At 38.5% G+C, this 21,114-nt stretch carries 26 protein-coding genes; 15 read left to right on the top strand and 11 right to left on the bottom strand.

Annotated elements, in window-relative coordinates; genetic code table 11:
• Window positions 1-629: 629 nt before the first annotated feature.
• The 6 genes from QZ289_RS08925 to ispG form a co-directional block, all read right to left on the bottom strand.
• Complete coding sequence (locus tag QZ289_RS08925) at window positions 630-905, bottom strand: hypothetical protein (RefSeq protein WP_295701753.1); 276 nt, start codon at window positions 903-905, stop codon at window positions 630-632.
• Window positions 905-1,099 carry a hypothetical protein gene (locus tag QZ289_RS08920; RefSeq protein WP_295701751.1) on the bottom strand — a complete coding sequence of 65 codons (195 nt, stop codon included), beginning with the start codon at window positions 1,097-1,099 and terminating at the stop codon, window positions 905-907. Before QZ289_RS08920 ends, QZ289_RS08925 begins: the two co-directional genes overlap by 1 nt.
• Window positions 1,080-2,111, bottom strand: coding sequence for an AIPR family protein (locus tag QZ289_RS08915; protein ID WP_295701749.1), 1,032 nt, complete (start codon window positions 2,109-2,111; stop codon window positions 1,080-1,082). Before QZ289_RS08915 ends, QZ289_RS08920 begins: the two co-directional genes overlap by 20 nt.
• Entirely contained in the window at window positions 2,111-2,233 is a 123-nt protein-coding gene (locus tag QZ289_RS08910) for a hypothetical protein (RefSeq protein WP_295701747.1), read from the bottom strand. The genes QZ289_RS08915 and QZ289_RS08910 overlap by 1 nt, the downstream gene beginning before the upstream one ends.
• Before the next feature lie 424 nt (window positions 2,234-2,657).
• The gene (locus QZ289_RS08905; RefSeq protein WP_295701757.1) at window positions 2,658-3,887 is read right to left on the bottom strand and encodes a glutamate-5-semialdehyde dehydrogenase; all 1,230 of its coding nucleotides are present in this window, start codon (window positions 3,885-3,887) and stop codon (window positions 2,658-2,660) included.
• Window positions 3,888-3,922: 35 nt separating this feature from the next.
• The gene (gene ispG / locus QZ289_RS08900) at window positions 3,923-4,996 is read right to left on the bottom strand and encodes a flavodoxin-dependent (E)-4-hydroxy-3-methylbut-2-enyl-diphosphate synthase (RefSeq protein ID WP_295701745.1); all 1,074 of its coding nucleotides are present in this window, start codon (window positions 4,994-4,996) and stop codon (window positions 3,923-3,925) included.
• Window positions 4,997-5,078: 82 nt separating this feature from the next.
• On the opposite strand from ispG, the gene hypA reads away from it, so the two are divergent.
• From hypA to QZ289_RS08870, 6 genes are all read left to right on the top strand, one after another.
• Window positions 5,079-5,435, top strand: coding sequence for a hydrogenase/urease nickel incorporation protein HypA (gene hypA / locus QZ289_RS08895; protein ID WP_295701743.1), 357 nt, complete (start codon window positions 5,079-5,081; stop codon window positions 5,433-5,435).
• Between the two features lie 20 nt (window positions 5,436-5,455).
• Window positions 5,456-5,905 carry a hypothetical protein gene (locus QZ289_RS08890; RefSeq protein WP_295701741.1) on the top strand — a complete coding sequence of 150 codons (450 nt, stop codon included), beginning with the start codon at window positions 5,456-5,458 and terminating at the stop codon, window positions 5,903-5,905.
• Entirely contained in the window at window positions 5,905-7,035 is a 1,131-nt protein-coding gene (gene lpxB, locus QZ289_RS08885; RefSeq protein WP_295701740.1) for a lipid-A-disaccharide synthase, read from the top strand. The genes QZ289_RS08890 and lpxB overlap by 1 nt, the downstream gene beginning before the upstream one ends.
• A gap of 80 nt (window positions 7,036-7,115) precedes the next feature.
• Complete coding sequence (locus QZ289_RS08880; protein ID WP_295701738.1) at window positions 7,116-7,310, top strand: hypothetical protein; 195 nt, start codon at window positions 7,116-7,118, stop codon at window positions 7,308-7,310.
• Window positions 7,297-7,590, top strand: coding sequence for a hypothetical protein (locus QZ289_RS08875; RefSeq protein WP_295701736.1), 294 nt, complete (start codon window positions 7,297-7,299; stop codon window positions 7,588-7,590). The genes QZ289_RS08880 and QZ289_RS08875 overlap by 14 nt, the downstream gene beginning before the upstream one ends.
• A gap of 5 nt (window positions 7,591-7,595) precedes the next feature.
• Window positions 7,596-8,327: a hypothetical protein gene (locus tag QZ289_RS08870; protein WP_295701734.1), complete on the top strand. Its 732-nt coding sequence runs from the start codon at window positions 7,596-7,598 to the stop codon at window positions 8,325-8,327.
• A gap of 105 nt (window positions 8,328-8,432) precedes the next feature.
• Here QZ289_RS08870 and QZ289_RS08865 read toward each other — a convergent pair whose 3' ends face one another.
• Window positions 8,433-9,101: an outer membrane beta-barrel protein gene (locus tag QZ289_RS08865; RefSeq protein WP_295701732.1), complete on the bottom strand. Its 669-nt coding sequence runs from the start codon at window positions 9,099-9,101 to the stop codon at window positions 8,433-8,435.
• Between the two features lie 205 nt (window positions 9,102-9,306).
• On the bottom strand, window positions 9,307-9,450 hold the full coding sequence (locus tag QZ289_RS10460) for a BspA family leucine-rich repeat surface protein (RefSeq protein WP_300717321.1): 144 nt from the start codon (window positions 9,448-9,450) through the stop codon (window positions 9,307-9,309).
• A 336-nt stretch (window positions 9,451-9,786) separates the two neighbouring features.
• Between QZ289_RS10460 and QZ289_RS08860 the strand changes: the two genes are divergently transcribed.
• From QZ289_RS08860 to QZ289_RS08820, 9 genes are all read left to right on the top strand, one after another.
• Window positions 9,787-10,857, top strand: coding sequence for a hypothetical protein (locus QZ289_RS08860; protein ID WP_295701730.1), 1,071 nt, complete (start codon window positions 9,787-9,789; stop codon window positions 10,855-10,857).
• Entirely contained in the window at window positions 10,854-11,489 is a 636-nt protein-coding gene (locus tag QZ289_RS08855) for a bifunctional 2-polyprenyl-6-hydroxyphenol methylase/3-demethylubiquinol 3-O-methyltransferase UbiG (protein WP_295701728.1), read from the top strand. Before QZ289_RS08860 ends, QZ289_RS08855 begins: the two co-directional genes overlap by 4 nt.
• The gene (locus QZ289_RS08850; protein WP_295701726.1) at window positions 11,490-12,098 is read left to right on the top strand and encodes a hypothetical protein; all 609 of its coding nucleotides are present in this window, start codon (window positions 11,490-11,492) and stop codon (window positions 12,096-12,098) included.
• Window positions 12,071-12,850 (top strand): hypothetical protein, encoded by a 780-nt coding sequence (locus tag QZ289_RS08845; protein ID WP_295701725.1) that lies wholly within the window; start codon window positions 12,071-12,073, stop codon window positions 12,848-12,850. The genes QZ289_RS08850 and QZ289_RS08845 overlap by 28 nt, the downstream gene beginning before the upstream one ends.
• 114 nt (window positions 12,851-12,964) lie before the next feature.
• Window positions 12,965-13,345 carry a GtrA family protein gene (locus QZ289_RS08840; RefSeq protein WP_295701723.1) on the top strand — a complete coding sequence of 127 codons (381 nt, stop codon included), beginning with the start codon at window positions 12,965-12,967 and terminating at the stop codon, window positions 13,343-13,345.
• A gap of 75 nt (window positions 13,346-13,420) precedes the next feature.
• Window positions 13,421-14,827, top strand: coding sequence for a sodium-dependent transporter (locus QZ289_RS08835; RefSeq protein WP_295701721.1), 1,407 nt, complete (start codon window positions 13,421-13,423; stop codon window positions 14,825-14,827).
• 22 nt (window positions 14,828-14,849) lie between these two features.
• Window positions 14,850-16,670 carry a dihydroxy-acid dehydratase gene (gene ilvD / locus QZ289_RS08830; RefSeq protein ID WP_295701719.1) on the top strand — a complete coding sequence of 607 codons (1,821 nt, stop codon included), beginning with the start codon at window positions 14,850-14,852 and terminating at the stop codon, window positions 16,668-16,670.
• A 52-nt stretch (window positions 16,671-16,722) separates the two neighbouring features.
• A complete protein-coding gene (locus QZ289_RS08825; protein WP_295701717.1) occupies window positions 16,723-17,829 on the top strand; it encodes an Eco57I restriction-modification methylase domain-containing protein in 1,107 nt (368 codons plus the stop codon).
• Window positions 17,819-18,268 (top strand): hypothetical protein, encoded by a 450-nt coding sequence (locus QZ289_RS08820; protein ID WP_295701715.1) that lies wholly within the window; start codon window positions 17,819-17,821, stop codon window positions 18,266-18,268. The genes QZ289_RS08825 and QZ289_RS08820 overlap by 11 nt, the downstream gene beginning before the upstream one ends.
• 463 nt (window positions 18,269-18,731) lie before the next feature.
• On the opposite strand, the gene QZ289_RS08815 is transcribed toward QZ289_RS08820, so the two are convergent.
• The 3 genes from QZ289_RS08815 to QZ289_RS08805 are packed head-to-tail and all read right to left on the bottom strand — an operon-like array spanning window position 18,732 to window position 21,111.
• On the bottom strand, window positions 18,732-19,442 hold the full coding sequence (locus QZ289_RS08815; RefSeq protein WP_295701714.1) for a MotE family protein: 711 nt from the start codon (window positions 19,440-19,442) through the stop codon (window positions 18,732-18,734).
• Window positions 19,439-19,867: a flagellar export protein FliJ gene (locus QZ289_RS08810; RefSeq protein ID WP_295701712.1), complete on the bottom strand. Its 429-nt coding sequence runs from the start codon at window positions 19,865-19,867 to the stop codon at window positions 19,439-19,441. The genes QZ289_RS08815 and QZ289_RS08810 overlap by 4 nt, the downstream gene beginning before the upstream one ends.
• Before the next feature lie 2 nt (window positions 19,868-19,869).
• Window positions 19,870-21,111, bottom strand: coding sequence for an adenylosuccinate synthase (locus QZ289_RS08805; RefSeq protein WP_295701710.1), 1,242 nt, complete (start codon window positions 21,109-21,111; stop codon window positions 19,870-19,872).
• Between the last annotated feature and the right edge of the window lie 3 nt (window positions 21,112-21,114).

The following is a 21,114-nucleotide window of genomic DNA, read 5'->3' as shown; positions in this document are numbered from 1 at the left end:
AGCATATTGAGTAGGGATTGGATAGATAAATGGATATTAAGATTCTATCGCCACACTTCCGACCATCATACTGATTTGATGAGAATTATACATTGGGTTATAATTTTAATTGGGTATTTTTCTCTTACTTTGTTTTTAGGTAAATACAATTGTCATTTAGAGATTTTTTCAATAATCACTCAAACAATATGCCTATAAACTTAACAAATGACTTTATCAATACTATGGTGGAATCAAAATTAATTTATTTAATTTCATTTATCGCCTATATTGGAATATGTTTAAAGCCAATAAGGCTATTAATAGGCTATATAGGAACTTTCCTTATCATCACAATAAACCCAAAATATATTTTTGGTATAGCAAGTATATTTAGTAACAAATATCATTTTACTTATACAGAAAATATTATTATTACAATTTACAGCATTTTAATGTTTTTACTCCTTTTCTCTCTACAAAAAACCGCGCGTAAGAACTCTATTGTGCCGCACTAGATTCTAAACAATCTCTTTATTTTTCAAAAAGGATTTATAAAATGTCATAAGTTTTGGGATAGTAGCCAATATTCCCTTTAAAGTGCATTTCAAACAAGTATTTACTAAGAAATAAACTTAAAAATTAACAACTTATTTGTTTAGCTGTATATCTATTAATCTTTTAATTTCTTTACTTTTAAAAAGATAGTTATGTGAATAATCTTCTCCTAACTCTTTTTGTTTTGAATCGATGATATCTTTGATTATGACAAGAGTTTTGTCAAAACATTTATTAAGTATATCATCATCTAATTCTTTTTTAGAATCTAGAATGTTATCATCTATTTTTCCCATTGTATAGCAAATGCAAAAAGCAGCGTGGGCATAAAAAGATTCTCCTGTATTTTGATTGCTAACATATTTCATTATCTCATAACTCCTAAAAAATCAGGTGCAATATTCTTATTTTTTGCATTAAAAATCTCATCAAAATAACGCCTAAGAGCCAACATTTTAGAACGAGCTTCTGCGGGATTATCTTTATAGATTGCTACATATGACTGAATAAGAAAATCATTTTTGACAATCTCCATTTTTTGATTACCTTTTGTTTTTTTCAAATTCACCACCCTTAATTTCTAAAAGTATTCCATTATCCTTAAAATAATCTTGAATAATTTTTTGGATAGGATTATTAGATTTTAAGTCTCTAAAATTGATAGGATTTTGACTATTTGTCCCTTCTGTGATTTTTGCAATAATTTCATCATCACTTAAATTATAAATCTTCAATAAAATCCTTGTATTATCGTATATATTCGCATTAGATAGAGTAACGGTAGTTTGTCCTCCATTAATTATCATAGGATTTTTTAACTTTAAGATTTTATTTCCATTTGTATCTCCTCTGGGTGGAGCAAAACTATCACAAACCAAAGAGATACCATTATTTACAAACCAAAAAAATTGACTTTCAATAGGAGATTCTGCAATTTCTTTGATTTTTTTATTAATAGCATTTAATCCCTTATAATAACGAATATTCTTTTCTAAAATATTTTTTTCTCCTGCCTCTTTATACATTTTGATAAACTCTTTTGCGCTCACTGTTGCCACATAACCACTAATCCCACTAATAAGATTTTGTGTAATATCTCCTATGGTATGTATTTCACATTCTATATCTTTTCTTCTCGAAGGCATAAGAGAAAATTTTATTAATTCATCTGCACCATAAATATTCATCTCAAAATCTTTATAGTTTTCAGTGATATTGGGTAAATCTATTACTTTGCCATTTGAGACAAAATGAATATAAATATCTGGATAACCCCTATCATTAATTGCCTCTTTAATTTCAAAGATTTTTGCCTTTAATTTTTGTGATGCTTGTTTGGTTGGATTTTTTCCATTAAGAATTTTTTGGACAGAATCAAGTGTAAGCCTTATGTCATTTTCACCTATTATCTTATCATCTTTGGCAAAATACTTGGATTGAAAAAAATGAATTTCTAGCACATCACTTTCTTCATTGATATAAACTGCATCAATTTGTGCATCATTATAATCATCAGTGATACAAAAAGGTGTTTGCAAAATATCTAAATCACATATTTGACTAATAGCATACATCAAAAAAGCATAACTTCTTTTTTTTGCTCACCCTCTTTGTTATTTATGAACTTGTTTAAAATCGCGTGAGGAATATCTTTGATAATATTATCTACTTTATTTTCAATAATTGCAAAATACATTAATTTAACCCCTTAACAATTAGTATTAAAGTGCAAGCATAACAAATTCTCACCAAAAATAAAAACGATGAATTTATAAATCTTTACGAGAATTTAGGAGAGGAATACCCCTTCCTTTTAAACCTTTTTCAAAACAAAATACTAAAGATTCTTAATAACATTTTCTTTAAAGGATATGAATCGCTACTTGCTTTTCACCAATACAAAAAGCAATCAAAAGGATAAAATAATCTCTCCCTTTGTATATCAAACATTCGATGAGATTCTCACTCACCTTGTTTTAAATCCGCATTAAAAATATCAAGGATTTAATTGATAAAATGGCGTAGTGTAATGTTTGCTTTGATAATAATGTCTAAAAAACAGCGCAAAGCAGAGTAAAATTAAGCCACAAAATCTTCCATTGCTTTTTTAAGATTCTTATCTACCGCACTTGTCCATTGCCTTGAATGCAATATTTATAGCTGCATAAAGATTCTATCCCCATAGGACCCCTAGCGTGAAGCTTAGAGGTAGAAATCCCTACCTCCGCGCCAAAGCCAAACTCCCCGCCATCGCTAAATCGTGTAGAAGCATTCACATACACACACGCCGCATCAACCTCGCTTAAAAACCGCTCCTGTGCTGCCTTATCCTGTGCTACAATAGATTCTGAATGTCCCGAGCCATACTTTGCAATATGCACCAATGCCTCATCTATCCCCGCTACCACTTTGAGATTTACTATCGCCTCTCCCCATTCTCTATCAAAATCTGCCAATCCATCGCCCTCTGTCCCAAAATCACGCACATACATATCATTTTCAAACATCACGCGCACATTATTTTTATGTAGCACCTGCACCAAATGCCTCAAAAAATCCTCCTCTAAATCCCTATCAAGCAGCACACACTCACAGGCATTGCACGCCGCAGGGTAGCTAAGCTTCGCATTTAGCACAATCTTTTCAGCCATCTCTAAAGACGCGCTCTTGTGTATATATGTATGGCACACGCCCTTGTCGTGCTTAATAATAGGAATATATGAATGCGTTTTGACAAATTGTATGAGCCCCTCACCCCCTCGCGGTATCAGCAAATCCACATATTTATCCATTTTAAGAAATTCCACAACCCCCTCACGTGAAGTATCCTCTATCATACATATACATTCTTTAGGGAGATTGCAATGTGTGAGGGCTTCTTGCATAGCGCGGAAAATCGCCATATTAGAATGATATGCCTCTTTGCCACCCTTTAGCACACAAACATTGCCACTTTTAAAGCATAAACTTGCCACATCGCTTGTAACATTAGGGCGGGATTCATAAATCACGCCAATCACACCCAGTGGGACACTCACTTGTGTAATCTCCAAATCTGCCTTAGTTTTCCACACACGTTTTGCCTGCCCTACCACATCGGGCAATCCTGCCACATCAGCCACCGCTTTTGCCATAGCAGCGACTTTTTGCGCATTTAACTCTAATCGCTTTTGCATACTCATAGGCAAATCCTTTGCATTTGCCATATCTTTTGTATTTGCCGCGCATATTGACTCGCTTTGTTTGCTTATAGCATCTGCCATCGCGTAAAGGGCGTTGTTGCGCTCTTTATCGCTTAGTTGAGCGCAGATTCTCGCGGCAGCTCTAGCGGATTCTAACATCTCTATCAATTTATCGCTCATACTTTTAACTACCGCTCTCTTAGTTATCCTAGCGCACTCTCTGCCCTTATCTCTGCTAGTGCCTCTACCTCTGCGATAAATCGCTCCAAAAGCGCGTCCTCTTTGAGTTTGCATAGAATCTTGCCTTCTTTAATAATCAGCCCATCTTTATTCCCAAAGGCGATAGCTATATCAGCGTGCTTTGCCTCACCTAGCGCATTCACAGCACAGCCCATCACGCTTACTTGTAGAGGTGTTTTGATATGTTTAGTTCGTGCTTCCACTTCCTGCACCATTTTCACTAAATTTGCCTCTATGCGCCCACAAGTAGGGCAGGATACGATACTCACGCCGCTTTTCTGCCGATGAGAATATTGCAAAATCATACGCGCGACTTTAATTTCCTCCTCTAGCTCCCCTGTGATAGATACCCTCATCGTATCGCCTATACCCTCCATCAATAGCCCCCCTAGAGCCATCGCACTTTTTATCATAGAATGCGGCAATGTCCCCGCTTCTGTAACACCCAAATGAAAGGGATAATCCACCAAAGGACGCAGCATTCTATACGCCTCCATCGTGCGCGGGACATCACTTGCCTTGAGCGAGATTTTAATATCATTAAAGCCAAAATCCTCTAGCAATTTGATATTGTAGAGGGCAGATTCAACCATACCCTTAGGCGTTGCACCATATTTTTGCTCAAAAATCTTCTCTAAGCTTCCGCCATTGACACCAATGCGTATGGGAATTCCCCGCTGCTTACAGGCATCAGCCACAGCCTTGATTCTATCCTTTGTGCCGATATTTCCCGGATTAATACGTATGGCATCAACACTCTCACTTGCGATTAATGCAAACTTATAGCGAAAGTGAATATCCGCCACTAAGGGCAGGGGTGATACTGCCTTTAGCTCTTTTAGTGCGTCTGCATCCTTTTGATCGCTTACCGCTACACGCACAATGTCTGCCCCGGCAAAATACAGCCTATCAAGCTGTGCTTTTGTCGCCTCTATATCACAAGTTTTGCTAAAAGTCATACTTTGCACACTAATAGGTGCATCGCCGCCAATAGCCACATTCCCTACAAAGATTTGTTTTGTTTTTACTCTCTGCACCTTAAAGCCTTTATGATTTTTACTTATTTTAGCACTTATTGGGTAAAATTTCATAATCTTAAATTACGAAGGAAAAGTGTAAATGCACGAATACTCCATTGTCGCCTCGCTCATTGAAATGTGTGAATCTAATGCAAAGGCATATAATGCTACCAGTATTGCCAAAGTGCGCATTGCTATTGGCGAACGTAGCGGCGTAGATAGTGCGCTTATCAAAAGTGCGTTTGAGACTTTTAGGACACAATCATCTATCTGCGAAAAAGCCGAGCTTGAGATAGCCTATCAGCCTATTGTACTGCATTGCCAGAATTGCGATTATGATTTCAATGGAGAAAATTACACATATAGCACTTGCCCGATGTGCCAATCTCAGCAAGTTATCATCACTCAAGGCAAAGAATTACATCTCTTAAGCCTTGAACTTGATGTGCCATCTTAAAATTTAAAGGATATATGCCAATGCAAGATAAGCCCTTAGCCCAAAAACTTGATGAACAATTCTTTGAAAAATTCCTCAAATATAATCCACAAACACAGAATCTTTGGGATATTGTAGGCTTCTTTGAATACGAGCGGCAAAAGCTCCGCCTCGAAGTCGCCCAATATCACGAAGAAATCAAAATCTCTAAAACTAAACTCAAAGAATTAAGAGAATGTATCACTTTAGCACAAAACACCCTCCACAACCTAGAACAAAAGCAATCCCAAATGCCACAACCCCTAGAAGCAGATAATCAGCTTCAAAATGCTCTTCGAGCAGAAATTGCCGAACTTGAATTAGAAAACTCCAAATTACGTGTAGAATTGCGGGATTTAAGGAGTGAATTTCAACTTGAAGAGAATCTAGCGCATATAGGGGAAAATCACTCTATAAACAATATGGATTCTAAAAAACCAAAAGGGAGATAATGCAAGCGCCAAAGAGGCTTTTTATAAGTGCGTGTGAGCCAAGTGCAAATATCCATTTAAAATATCTTGCTCAAAAGCTTAACCCCTCTATACATATTTGTGGCGTGTTTGAGCCAGATGTTTTTGCCAACTTTGAAAACGCTAAGCCCTCTTATACACTCAAGGACTTTGCAATTATGGGCTTTTTTGACGTGATAAAAAAGCTTACATTTTTCAAAAAAACTATCAATGAGATGACCGAACTTGCCACAGAGTGCGATACAGTGCTACTAATGGATAGCTCAAGCTTCAATCTCCCTATCGCCAAAGCCTTAAAAAAACGCAATGCCAAAGTGCCTATTGTGTATTATATCTTGCCCCAAGTGTGGGCGTGGAAGCCCTGGAGAGCAAGGCAGATAGAATCTGTGTGCGATTATCTCTGCGGTATCCTGCCCTTTGAATTAAATATGTATCCTCAGGCAAATACAGAGTGCAAAGCAACTTATGTAGGACACCCCTTGCTTGATGAGATTCCACAGCTAAAGTCTAAGCCCCTGCCTCTACGAGATGGCAAAATCGCCTTTATGCCCGGCAGCCGTAAAAGTGAGATTGCGCGGATTTTTCCTGTTTTTGTTGAGGTGGCAAAGCAGCTCCCCAATCCTAAAGTGCTGATTATGCCCGAACATTTTAAGAATCTTAACTCCCAAGAGCTTACGTACATCTATGGAGCGGATATAAATGATTTTGAAATAAGCTTTAATGCGAATGCTACACTTTATGAAAGCAGCTTTGCCTTTGTGTGTTCAGGCACTGCCACCTTGCAAACTACGCTCATAGGCACGCCTCTTGTGCTAGGCTATAAGACAAGAAGCATTGATGTAATGATTGCTCGTGCTTTTGTGAAGCTTAAATACATAGGACTTGCTAATATTCTCTATAATGCCCTATATTTTAATAACCCACGTATGGGAGAAAAGCAAATTCACCCTGAATTTATACAAAATGAAATGAATGTAGCAAATCTGCTTAAAGCCTACTATGAGAGCAATCCGCAAGTATTTTTTGCGAAAGTAGAGGAGTTAAGGGCTTATCTTAAGCACGGCAGTAGGAATAACGTCGCCGAGATTCTTACAAAACTCTTGAAGCTATAATTAACTTAATTTGTTATAATCCTGCTTTTTTAACATCACCCACATAAGAGGAGCTTTTATGCTATCGCATTTAGCTGACAATGGGGGGGGGGGGCAATGCTGTCAAAAGCTATGAAAATCTTGATGTGAGCTCAAGTAAAAAATGGCGTTTAGCTGGATTTACACTTATTGGCGGTCCTATTATCTTATCTTTTTATGCTATCGTGCTAGGCTGGGTGTTTTACTATCTCTTTATAGTAAGCTTTAACCTCCCTAAGCGATATGCACACCTCTGAAACAATTTTTAATACCCTCTATACAAATGGTTTTGTGCCCCAAACACTTGGTTTGCTTTTTGTTATGGGAATCACAGCGTGGGTTATTTCGCGCGGTGTTAAAAAAGGCATTGAGGCCTTGAATCTTATCCTCACACCGCTTCTTTTCATTATATTTTTTGGCTTATTGCTCTATGCGATGAGTATGGATTCTTTTAGTAAAGCATTACATTTTATGTTGAGTTTTGATATAAATGAAGCAAAAAAGCCCTCACACTTAATGTATTTATTGATTCTCTAGGGCAGGTGTTTTTCTCACTTTCACTCGGGGTAGGTATCATCATCACTTATGCCGCTTCTTCACAAAGCAATCAAAATCTCTTTAAAAGCGCACTTTGGGTAGTGCTATCTGGAATTTTAATCGCTATTATGGCTGGACTTATGATTTTTACTTTTGTATATGAATATAATGGAGCAGTAGGAGGAGGTGCTGGGCTCATTTTTATAACTTTGCCCGTTATGCTCTCTCATCTTGGTATATGGGGCAATGTCATCGCATTTTTATTCCTCATTGCCTTTAGTTTTGCAGGCATTACCTCTGCGATTTCACTCCTTGAACCCGCCGTTATGTATGTATGCGAAACTTACCATTGGAGCAGAGCAAAGGCAACTTGGAGCATTGCTGGAGGAATTAGCGCACTTGGTATAATTATTATTTGCTCTATTTGCACACCTATGGCAGATTATCTTACTATTGGTGGTAAAACGCTTATGGATAGTATTGAATTTCTCTCTGCAAATATCATTATGACACTCGGGGGACTTTTGGCTGTTACATTTATCGGCTGGGCTGTGCCAAAAAATCAATTACAACAGCACACCGCACATTTTTTTAACAACATTGCTTTTACTCTTTGGTATATCATTATGCGCTATATTGCTCCGCTTATTACTATTATGATACTTGTAGCAGTGAGTATAAAATTTTTTACAGGAGAGGACGCGGTAGATTTTATTTTTACATCTTTAGGGCTGTGAGTGAGAAATCTAATCTTTTAGAGTATATAACCACCATAATATAAAATGAGCCAAAAGCTTCTAGCCCTTATAAAAAAGAGTAAAAACTTTGGCTAAATTTATGTCTTAAAAGACATAAGTGTAAGCGATATTGAAAGAATAATTATTTTTGTGTGAAGAGTTAATAGTGATGTTGCCTTGAGCAGCGTTCGTTGAGAAATTCCTCTCAAGATAAGAATAAAAGGGAACCCTAACGATAAAATCAAATTGATGATGCACATCTCTAATTACCTGCAATCCAAGATTCATAAAAATCCCACTCGTGTTGTATTTATGTCCGGGTAATCCTTTTGTATCATCTAAAAGTTTTTTTAACTCCCCTCCTATTCCCTCGTAGCCTGCTCCAACAAATACTCCTACCTGATTGATTTCACTAGAGCCAAATTGATAGAGGAAATCCACATTGCCCGCATACCTAAAAAATCCATAAGTCTCACCATCATTAGCTTCACCTTCAGAATAGTTCCCCTTACCAAAAGCTCCCACTACCCTTAAGCCTACTTTAGGAGTGAAGTAGTATTGAAAGCCTCCTCTTAGTCCATAGGATAAATCAAATAAATAGTCATTACTTTCTGATGTGTAAGCGTTACCAGGTGATGAGAATATTACTTTTCCTTCCGACACATGGTAATTTACTCCCACATCTGCCCCGATAAACACACCACTTTTTGCACCATAAACACTAGAAATAAAGCCAAAGCCTAGAATCATTCCTAAAAGAAATTTTATTTTCATCTTAGTCTCCTTAAAAAAATAGCCTTTGAGTTTTTATGTAATCTCAAAAGTTTAGACAAGGATTTTAACTAAAAAACATCTGTACCCCCCCCCCCCGAAAAATATTTTATATAAAATTATAAAAGTGTATTTTAGAAACATTATTTAATAAAATCCTTGTTTTAGATTCTCTTTTGCGATAAATTAAGAATCTTGAGAAAAAAGGTTAAAAGGGACAATTAGTAAGAGATTCATTAAAACTTTGATTGTCCACAAACAAACTTTGCATATTTTCTACATTACTCGTATTCCAAGTATCAATCCCACTAAAATCAGGTTCTTCATAAGGATAGTGACATACAAGCAGCAAATATCACATTTTCTCCCTTTAATCTTAGCGCTTTTAGCAGGATTCATACTCGCAAGTATCCTTAAGCATTAGGGTAGAGAGTGCTTATGACACAGGCTTATATCATAGGCAATCAAGTGGATACAGGAATATCCCATTATCTTTGGTATTGCAAACATACATACACCTTTTGGTTTTAATAATATCCTCTATAACTTTGCAGCCCTCACGGAAGTTTCACATATTTTTCCCTCTATTCGCAGCTTTTTACTAGGCGAAATCTTTGCTTTTTTCTTTTTTACAAGCACTTTTTTAAGTCTTTGTGCCTTGAAGGCAAAGCTACTCAATGATATTTTTATGTGTGTTAGCTTTATCATCATATCTATAAACTTTTGGTGGCTTGGCGGGGGTATGTATGCGGAGGGCATTTTAGGAATCTTGGGGCTAAGCCTTGTAGCCTATATGATTTTTATGATTGAAAAGTCCCTTACCCACACGTTTTTAGCCTTTGTGCTGCTTTTTGTGATTGCATTTTTTAGCATTTATATCAAAATATCTGCTTTCTTTTTGCTCGTGTGTGTGCTTCTTTTATATTTTCAATATCATAGATACAGCCTTACATCACTCAAAAATTGTATATGGATTTGCGGATTTTGCGTGATATTGGGGATTTTCTGGGCACTAAAGGGTATTTGCATATCAGGTATGATTGCCTATCCTGCAAAAGTGGGCTATCTAGGATTCTTACCTTGGGTGATTGATGAAAGCAGACGTGCAGGAGAGGTGCTTGGCATTCATAATTGGGCTAAAGTCGCAGGAAGCCCAGATAGAGAAGCGTTACTACAAGATTATTCGTGGATTAAAGTGTGGTTTAAACTCTTTTTTTGGAATGGCACATTTAAAACGCTTTTACAATTAGGCTTCTATGTCTGTGGCTTTTTACTTTTGCTGCTTATTATGCGGCGGATTTACCTTACACAGCTAAAGCCCTATATGTTTATATTCCTTGGGCTAATTCTAGGTGTTGTATTTTGGTTTATCTCTGCTCCTGATCCGCGTTTTGGCTTTCAATACTTCTTTCCTATCTTTGCCCTTAGTGCAAGTTTTGTGTTGCAGTATTTTCTCTCCCATAAAGAGCATTATGCGCTAGGCTTATGCTTTTTATATATCTGTGCATCTTTAAGTATCAATCACATTCACTTTAAAGCCATAGACAAGAAAGAATCTCAAAAGATTCCCCAAGTCACCCTTGCTTCCAAGCACACGGATTCTAATCTGCTTGTGTATTACCCCAAAGAGGGCGATAGGGTATATGACGCCCCACTCCCAGCCGCAGCCTATTTCAACTCCAAACTTAGCAAAAAGACATTCTTAGGTAGAGATATGTATGTCATAGAACCACACAAAGAAAAAGAGGAGCACCAATGAAAGAAGCACTTTTAGAAAAAACTTTACGTAAAATGCGACTTGGGCGTGTATTACCCACTATCAAACAATTCCAAAATCCCTCTGTGCTTGATGTAGGCTGCGGCTGGGAGGCAAGACTCCTAAAAGAAATCGAGCCTTTTATCTACAAGGGTGTGGGGATTGACTTCAAAGCCCCGATTATACAAACGCAAAAGATTCATACATTTTCCTACTTTTTTGAATCTAAAGATTTTATAGCGGGGGGGGGGATAGTGCAAAGTTGGGAAAATGCCACCTACTCGGGGCATTGCCACCTGCCATTTGAAAATGAGAGTTTTGAGGTAGTAAGTCTCTTGGCAGTGCTTGAACATTTGTATTATCCCTTTGATATGATGTATGAAATCGCAAGGGTGCTAAAGCCCGGCGGGTGCTTAATTCTCACCGTCCCAAGCCACCTTGCAAAGCCTGTGCTAGAGTTTCTAAGCTTTAGGCTAAAAATTGTGAGTGAGGAGGAGATAAGAGACCATAAACGCTATTATGATAGAAAGGATTTAGCATCGCTTGTAGCCGCTTCACCTCATCTGCGCCTTGTGAAGCACACATATTTTCAGCTGGGTATGAATAACTTTGCCGTGATAGAAAAGGAGCGTTAAATGGGTGTAAAATCTTATTTTGTTTGCATATTTATCATTTTTATGTTGTTTTTTGGGTTTGCCTACCCTATTGTCCCATTTTGGGGCGATGATTGGCAAATGATGAGCACGTATGGTTCTCTTAAGCCTACTATGTATTCGTGGATTCCCGCTCGGCTGCTCCCTCCAATGATACAAACGGGTATGGGGATTATAAGCGTGTATGTGATTATGCCTTTAAGTGGGCTAGACTTTATCGATTCTATCACGCTTATGAGCGCCATCACTCTAAGTGTTGTTTATACACTGCTAAGTATTATTCTCTATCGCCTTATGCTTAGTTTTGGCGCTTCAAAATGGCTTGGGCTTTGTATCACAAGTATTTTTATTATTGGTGGATTTTGTATGATGAAGGCTCATAGTATGCCTTTGCTTCTCCCTGCAGACCTACAAGCTGAAGGTATGGGCTACATTTTCACTCTCATTAGTTTTTACATTATCCCCAATGTGCTTAATCTCGCCTTGCTTGGTATCGTCTGCTATGTCCTTGCCCTGCGATTAAATCTTGTGCAAAAGCCTATCATCATAGCACCCCAACCCCTGTGGATTCTAACGGGGGGGGGGGGATAGTCATTCTTTATCTCGCGCAATTTTCTATCACAAGTGCAAGCTTAATCCTTGCTAGTTTTTGTGGTATAAGCTTATTTGTAGAATATTGCTATTTCATTGCAAAAGACACAAAACATTTCTATCACCTTTTTAGCTTTTTGAAAGCATTAGGCTTATATGGGATTATCTGTCTTGTGTGCCTGCTTATGTGGTGTGTAGCCGCATACTATGACATACATTCCGGTAGAGCAGAGTATTGCGGGGCTTTTAACCTCTCTTTTGGTATCTCATATATGTATAATAGCCTTAAACTCCTACGCACAGGATTCCTTACACTCTTTATCCTCACAGGCATAGCCATTCTTATAAAAGCCTATAAAGATAGCTCCTTGCGCCCATTTATCCTTACACAATTTTTATGGATTATAAGCCTTATGTGCGTTTATATCTTACTTGTGTCAAAATGTGGAGCGAAGTTTTACCTCATCAGTGGGCTTTTCCTCTCTATGCTATGGCTTATGTGTGTGTGGCTTGTCATACTCTTTAAAGATGGCAAAAAGTCTATGATGATACTTAGCTGCGTTTCACTTTTTGCCTTCTTGCACCCATTTGAGGCTTATAAAGAACGTCCTAGAGAATCTTATCTCTACCACAGAGAATATGCAAAATCTTGGGTAAATGCCGCGCAGCTTGCAAGTAAGCAAGGGCAAGATCCCTTACCATCATCGTGCCTCGCTCATTTCCGCATTGGCAGTGGGAGAGGTGGTTTTTGATGGCTTTTCCCATACTTTGCACCACTATGGCATTATCCCCACTCCCATTAAAGTAGTTTTCAAGCCGCAGACCTAGATATGCTATAATGTCTCCTTTTAGCTTATGGAGGATATATGAAGCCCTATACTCTTAATCTTTTTAAATACCTCCTTGTAGGTGGTTCTGCGGCGATTGTAAATTGGTGTATATTTTTCGTATGCTTTCACTTTTTAAACTTACATTATCTTCTTGCAGGCTTTATAAGCTTCATCATTGCGACATTGTGGAATTTTCGTTTAGCTAAAAAATTCATTTTCTGCTCTAGCACATACTCTCTTCTTAAAGAAGGCACACTTCTTTGTCTCGTGAGCTTTGGGGGATTACTCATTGATATAACCATATTGTTTATTTGCGTGGAGTGGTTAGGCTTATATGAAATGTTGGGCAAGATTCTTGCCACAGGGGTAGCATTTGTCTTTAACTTTGGGTTAAGGCAATTTGTGATATACCGATAAATTTGCTTATTTTTAGGCATTAATGCCTAAAAATAGTAGAATACACGCTATCTTAAATCCTACATAAGGCTCAATATGAATAGTTTTGGCAAAATCGGCTTTATTCTCGCAGCCCTTGGCAGCTCCATTGGCTTAGGGCATATTTGGCGATTTCCCTATATGGCGGGGACAAATGGGGGGGGGGCGTTTGTCTTACTCTATTTATTTTTGGCACTCTCTATTGGCATTGCAATGCTTGTTGGTGAAATGCTCCTTGGCAACAAAGGCAGGGCAAATGCCTTTAAAAGTTATGAGAATCTCGCTCCTCCTCATCGCAAAAGATGGCGATATGCTGGGCTTACTCTCATTGGCGGTCCTATTATTCTCTCATTTTATGCCATTGTGCTAGGCTGGGTGTTTTACTATCTTTTTTTTGTTAGCTTTAACCTCCCTACCGACATAGAAAGCTCCACAGCGATTTTTAATGACCTCTACACACAGGGCTTTATCCTGCAGAGCTTGGGCTTACTCTTTGTGATGGGGTTAAGCGGCTGGGTGATTTCACGCGGGGTAAAAAGGGGCATTGAGCGACTTAATCTCATTCTTACACCTCTATTATTTCTTATCTTTTTTGGATTATTGCTTTATGCGATGAGTATGGAATCTTTTAGTAAGGCAGTGGCATTTATGCTAAGTTTCAATACAGAGGAGCTAAAAAAGGCGCTTAATCTTAATGTATTTGTAGATTCTCTAGGGCAGGTGTTTTTCTCGCTTTCACTTGGAGTTGGGATTATCATCACTTATGCTGCCTCCTCGCAAGAGACTCAAAATCTTTTCAAAAGCGCCTTGTGGATAGTGCTTTCTGGCGTGGTCATTGCTATTATGGCTGGACTTATGATTTTTACCTTCGTGTATGAATACAATGGCGAAGTGGGTGCGGGAGCGGGGCTTATCTTTATCACCTTGCCTGTTATGCTCTCACATTTGGGGATATTAGGCAATATTATCGCTTGTTTATTCCTCATAGCCTTTAGTTTCGCAGGAATCACTTCTGCTATCTCACTGCTTGAACCCGCCGTGATGTATGTATGCGAAAATGCTAAATACAGCCGAGCAAAAGCTACTTGGAGCATTGTGGGGGCTGTTTTTGTGCTTGGAATGGTGATTATTGGCTCTATTTCCACACCTTTAAGCAGCTATCTTACCTTTGGGGCAAAGTCGCTTATGGACGTAGTGGAATTTCTCTCTGCTAATATCATTATGACACTTGGTGGGCTTTTAGCTGTAATCTTTATGGGCTGGGTTGTGCCAAAGGCGCAATTACAAAGCTTTAGCGCGGGATTTTTTACCCCTATTATGTTTCACATTTGGTATTTTCTTATGCGCTATGTCGCGCCTTTGATTACTATTGTGATACTACTAGCCGTATGTGTGCAGTTTTTCACAGGGAAAGACATTGCAAGCTTTATCTTTGAGGCAATAAGATATGAGAAAAGCCACTAAATCACAACAATAAGGAGTTTTTATGCGAAGCGACATCATCAAAAAAGGCTATCAAAAAGCTCCGCACAGGAGCTTATTACGCGCCACAGGATTACAAGATGCAGATTTTGATAAGCCCTTTATCGGCGTGGCAAATAGCTATATTGACATCATTCCCGGGCATTTTTTCTTAAACAAATATGCCGCGATTATTAAAGAGGAGATTCGCGCTGCGGGCGGCGTGCCTTTTGAGTTTAACACGATTGGTGTAGATGATGGAATCGCAATGGGGCATAGCGGTATGCTCTACTCTCTGCCAAGCCGCGAGCTGATTGCGGATTCTATCGAAACGATGATGAATGCACACGCGCTAGACGCGATGATTTGTATCCCAAACTGCGATAAAATCGTGCCGGGTATGCTTATGGGGGCATTGCGCGTGAATGTGCCGACAATCTTTGTAAGTGGTGGTCCAATGCGTGCGGGCAAGCTAGAAGACGGCACGATTTTGGATTTAAACTCTGCTTTTGAAGCAGTAGGCGCATATAGTGAAGGTAAAATCGATGAGAAAAGGCTACACGAGATAGAATGCAAAGCCTGTCCGGGTGGTGGGAGCTGTAGCGGAATGTTTACTGCAAATTCTATGAATACGTTGTGTGAGGCTATGGGCGTAGCACTGCCGGGCAATGGCACGATTCCTGCGCTTACCCCTGAACGAGAGGCACTCTTGCGCCAAGCAGCGAGACGAATCGTAGAAATTGCACTTGATGAGGGCAAAAGTGAGCAATTTAAATTCCGCAATATCCTCAACAAAAAAGCCGTGCATAATGCCTTTGTTGTGGATATGGCAATGGGTGGTAGCACGAATACGATTTTACATATGCTCGCCATTGCCAAAGAGGCAGAAGTGGATTTTGACCTCCAATCCATTAATGCAATCGCGCAAAATGTCGCCCACATCGCTAAAATTGCCCCCGCCCTTAGCACCGTGCATATGGAGGATATTAACCGAGCTGGAGGAGTTTCTGCTGTAATGAATGAAGTCGCCAAGCGGGATTTAGGATTTAGCGATAAATCCCCTACATTGAATGCCTCGCACAACCCTAAAAACTCATCTCAAATCTTAGAATGCCAAGATTCTAGTAGCACAAATTCACCCACACTTGCAAATCCAGATTCTACACAATCTATTCTCTATTTAGACGCGCTTACGATCACAGGTGAGAAGTTAGGAGAGCGTATTCAAAGTGCAAATATCACAGATTCTAGCATTATCCGCCATAATGACAATGCCTACTCGCCTGTGGGGGGCTTGAAAATCCTTTATGGGAATCTCGCCACACAAGGCGCAGTTTTGAAAGTCGCCGCAGTGGCGGAATCTATGAAAGAGTTTGAAGGAAGCGCAGTGTGCTTTAACTCGCAAGACGAGGCGATTAAAGGCATTGCTGGCGGCAAGGTAAAGGCGGGGAATGTTGTCGTGATTCGCTATGAGGGACCTAAAGGGGGACCGGGAATGCAAGAGATGCTAAGCCCTACAAGCCTCATTATGGGAATGGGTTTAGGTGAATCTGTCGCGCTTATCACCGATGGACGCTTTAGCGGAGCTACTCGCGGGGCGTGTATCGGGCATATAAGCCCTGAAGCAGCAGAGGGAGGCTTGATTGGGCTTATTGAAGATGGAGATAAGATTAGAATCTCCGTGAGTGAAGGGGTTTTAGAACTCTTGGTAGATTCTGTGATTTTAGAATCGCGCCGTGCTAAATGGCAGCCGATAAAAAAGGACATTAAAAGCAAGTGGCTCAAACGTTATGCGCTATTAGTGAGCAATGCCGCCAATGGTGCTGTGCTAAAAACAGAGCTGTGAAGAAAGATCTTACTACTACAAGAAATCAAAGATATTAAGTGAGACTTATTAAATGACAGCCCAAGCACATTTAGATAGAATCCAAATGGTGAATCAAGGGAGTTTTTACACGCCTAATTCTATTGTGTGCCTTGTGTATCAAATGCTTTTAGATTCTAAAATTAATATAAAAGATTATGTTTCGCTTGATAGTTCTTGTGGTTATGGGAGTTTTTTAAATTTAGAGGGTTTTAAGCAAAATATCGGTGCAGATATTGATAGTGTTGCCCTATTAAAAGCAAAAGCATATTTTAAAGATTCTTATATGAAGCCCCTATTTATCCACACTAACGCACTTGCTGATGTTCAAAGAAATAAATTTAAGATTACAGAATCTGATAAGCTCATTATTATTGGCAATCCGCCCTACAATGATAAAACCTCTATCGTGCAAAATCACCTTAAAAGCACAGATTCTAACCCTGTGGATTCTTATCTTAAAGCACGAGATATAGGCATTAGCTTTTTGCGCTCATTTGATATATTAAAAGCGGATTATATCTGTGTGCTTCACCCGCTTTCTTATTTGATTAAAGAATCAAACTTTAAATCCTTAAAAAACTTTACTAAACACTATCGCCTATTGGATTCTACAATTATTAGCTCACAAATCTTTTGCCCTAAATCTTTGGGGTTTTTTCCTATTGTCATTGCCTTGTATGAAAGAGACAATCAAGGAATGGATTTTGATTTTATTTATAATTTTTATTTTAAAACCTTTGATAGTAAAACTTTTAAGCTTAGTGATTTTGATTTTATCGCAAAATATATTGATAAATATCCAAATAAAAAGCGTGTGGATTCAAAGCACAAAGTGGCGATGTTTTATACTCTGCGCGATATTAATGCCCTCCGCCGCTCCAAAACATTTATAAGCAAAAATACTGCAAATGCGGTGTATGTTACACAGGATAAATATAGTCTTTACTGCTATGTTGATGTGTTTAAGCAAATCATCAAGCATATTCCTTATTATCTAGGAAATTGTGATATTTTGATAGATTTTAAGAAGTTTCAAGCCTTAGAATCTGCATTTATCAAAGCAAGTGAAAATAAGATTCTAAGCGAGGATATAATGCAGTATTTCAAAGATTTGCTAGGGGTGCATTATGAGGATTGAAAGTTTAGAAAATAATAAAATTCGCATAGAGATTCCGCTTACAACACAAAGCGGTAAGATTAGAGTAAAGATAAGAAATAGCTTTTATGAATATGGAATCCCAACGGCAACAAGGCAGATTCCATTCTCACAAAAGCATTATATTGAATGGCAAATCGGCTATGATGTGGATAAGAGCGATAAAGAAAAACTTGCTTTAAGCACTCTGCAAGAGACGCATTTTGTAGGAGCAAATGGGAAAAATAAGGCACTTTATGAGCTAAGTGAATATTTATATTATTTTGTGCAGTGGGGGATTATCAACAAGGCAGAGATTGAAAATCTTTGCACATTTTTGCAGAATCTTAAAAATGAGGATTTTATAGACAGCAGATTTGTCGTGCTACATCTTTATTTTTTCAATATTGTGAGGAAACAAAAGAGAGGATTTACTTTATAGGCTGCAAACAAAGTGTTTGCCTATTGTTGCATTTTATAAATATTTGCTTCTCAAAATATGAAAATATTGCTATAAACTCTATATTTGCTATTCTACCATTGTGAGGAGTGAGGACAAAGCAACCTATTAAATTTTATTAGATTGCAAACTATTTTGTAGATTATGGACTTTTGCAAAGCCTTAAGTGCTTATAGCATTTGCTATTTTTTTCAATAATGTTGTAATTACATACAAATATCATCATAAAGGATTTAAATGCCATCTCTTATGCTTTTAGGTGCGGGGATTGTGCTTATCGTGGCAGAAATCTTTTTCTGTTCATTTTTTATTATTGACTTGTCCTTATGATTATAGAAACAATGTAACTTTTATATTTCCAAATCAGATGTTAAGCCTTAAGGTCTAAAATTTTTGCTGTAAAGTCTAAAAGAATTGCTGAAATAATGTATTTGTTTTTGCAAAACTATGGAGCTTCTAGTGTAGTATCTTGCGGATTATCTGTTTCTTGCTTTTCTTCAGTGGAAGAAGCCCCATCTTGTGCTTCTCCATTGCCTTGAGGATTGCTTGGAGTGGTGCTAGGAAGACGATTAGGCGCAACTAGACGGATACTAGAGGTAATCTTAGCCGCTTTTTGGTTGTCCATCTTGCCTAGAATCTTGGTTATATCCTTCACTTCCATTTGGGAAAGTATTTCCACAGCTTCTTCTTCGGGCAAATCGGCAAGTATAGCCGCTGCTTTGGCTTCTTTCATACCTTTATAAGCCTTGATAATCTTATCATCTTTTTGTGTCTTAATTTGAGAGAGAATCTCCTCATTTTTTGCAATAAGCTGCTCTATCTCCTTACTTTTTTGCTCTAATTCTGCGAGATTGCGCTGATGTGTCTCTTGTTCTGCTGCTTTTGCTTGCTCTTGCTCTTGTGTAAAAGAGGCTATTTTTTGGTTTAAATCCTGCTCCCTATCGTGGAGTTGGCGCTCTTTCTCATCAAGTAACACTTGTGTGGCATTTTGCAATACTTGCAGAGCTTGCTGCCGCTCATCAATCTCATCAAGCTGAGCCTTAATCTCATCTTTACGTGCTTCAAAAATAATGCTACAATCAAGTAGCTTTGAGTTCTCTGCAAAGCTAAATACGCACAAGCTGCCTAAAAACGCTATGATAGCTAAAAATCTCATACTGCCCTACTTTCTGGATTTCCATAAAGCATAATCGCAATTTCATCAGTTTCTCTTTTTTCTTGAATCTTTAAAGCTTTTATCATCGCCTCTTGTTCTTTTTTGTCCAAAAAAGACATTTTTTCATACTCCATATGATGTTTTTTATACTGCTCTTGCAAAACTCGCTTTTCCTTCAAAAGCTCATCAAGTTCTTGCTGTACATTGTGCATAGCAAGAAGAAGCATTCTCTTCATCTCATTATACGCTCTAAAAACATCAAACGCACCTTTTTGTGGCATTTGAAGCGCTACAAGCTCATCAGCAATTTCATCTATTTGCATTTTTTTGCTAGCGATTTTATTCTCATTTTGCATAATGATTCGCTCACACTCTTGCATATCTTTCTTACGCAAACTCACAATAGCGCTAAACTTTGTCTTCATCGCTAACGCCTAATAGTGTCATCACGTTCCGGGCTTGTAGAAATCATAGCAATTCTTGCACCAATAATCTGCTCTAGCTCATTAATATAAACTTGCGCCGCCTTTGGTAAATCCGCAAAGTAGCGCACCCCATAGGTTTTATCCCAACCTTCAAATTCCCTATAAATAGGCTTTACCCGCTCATAATCAGTAGGAATATAATCAATTTCCTTGCCATCATATTCATAGCCCACACATACTTTAATTGAAGAAAAGCCATCAAGCACATCAAGCTTCATAATGCTAAGGCTTTCACAGCCATTCAAACGCACTGCATATCGCACAGCCACCGCGTCAAACCACCCACACCGCCTTGCACGTCCTGTTGTCGTGCCAAATTCCTCTCCCGCCTTGCGTAATCTCTCGCCCACCTCTCCCATATCTTCGGTAGGGAATACACCATTGCCAACCCTCGTGCAATATGCCTTAGCAATGCCAATAACACTTTTAATATCTCTAGGGGCTAAGCCACTCCCGCTACAAGCCCCTGCGGCGATTGTGGTAGAGCTTGTTACAAAGGGATAAGTGCCGTGGTCAATATCAAGCATACTACCCTGTGCACCCTCTAAGAGAATCTTCTCACCCCTCTCTTGTGCTTCCCATAAAAGCTGTGTCGTATCAGTAACAAAAGGCAAAATATCCTTTGAAACAGATTCTATATACTCTATCACACTTTCAACACTTGGGAGTGCCACTCCATAGAGATTCTGCACATATTGTGCTTGCTCATAAATAGATTCTATCTTGCTTTTTAGCAAAGAGAGATTACGCAAATCTGCTAAACGCACACCATTGCGTGATACCTTGTCCCCATAACAAGGTCCTATGCCCTTACCTGTCGTGCCAATCGCCTTATGCTTATGCTGCTCCCTAGCTCTATCTAAAATTTCGTGATAAGGCAAAATAATATGTGCCTTATCACTCACGAAAAGCCGCCCTTGCAAATCACCAAATGCGTTCATCTCACTTAGCAAAGCCTGAAGATTAATCACTACGCCATTGCCAATCACATTTTTACATCGATTATACAGAATCCCTGAAGGCAACAAATGTAATGCAATTTTACGTTCATTGACAACAATCGTATGCCCCGCATTATGTCCGCCTTGATAACGCACAACATAATCATACCCCCCTGCAATGGCATCAACAACCTTGCCCTTGCCCTCATCACCCCATTGAATCCCCACAATTAAATCAGCCATTAT

It is taken from the genome of uncultured Helicobacter sp. (assembly GCF_910577135.1).
GTDB lineage: Bacteria > Campylobacterota > Campylobacteria > Campylobacterales > Helicobacteraceae > Helicobacter_C > Helicobacter_C mastomyrinus.
This window is presented reverse-complemented; position numbering and strand designations above follow the sequence as displayed.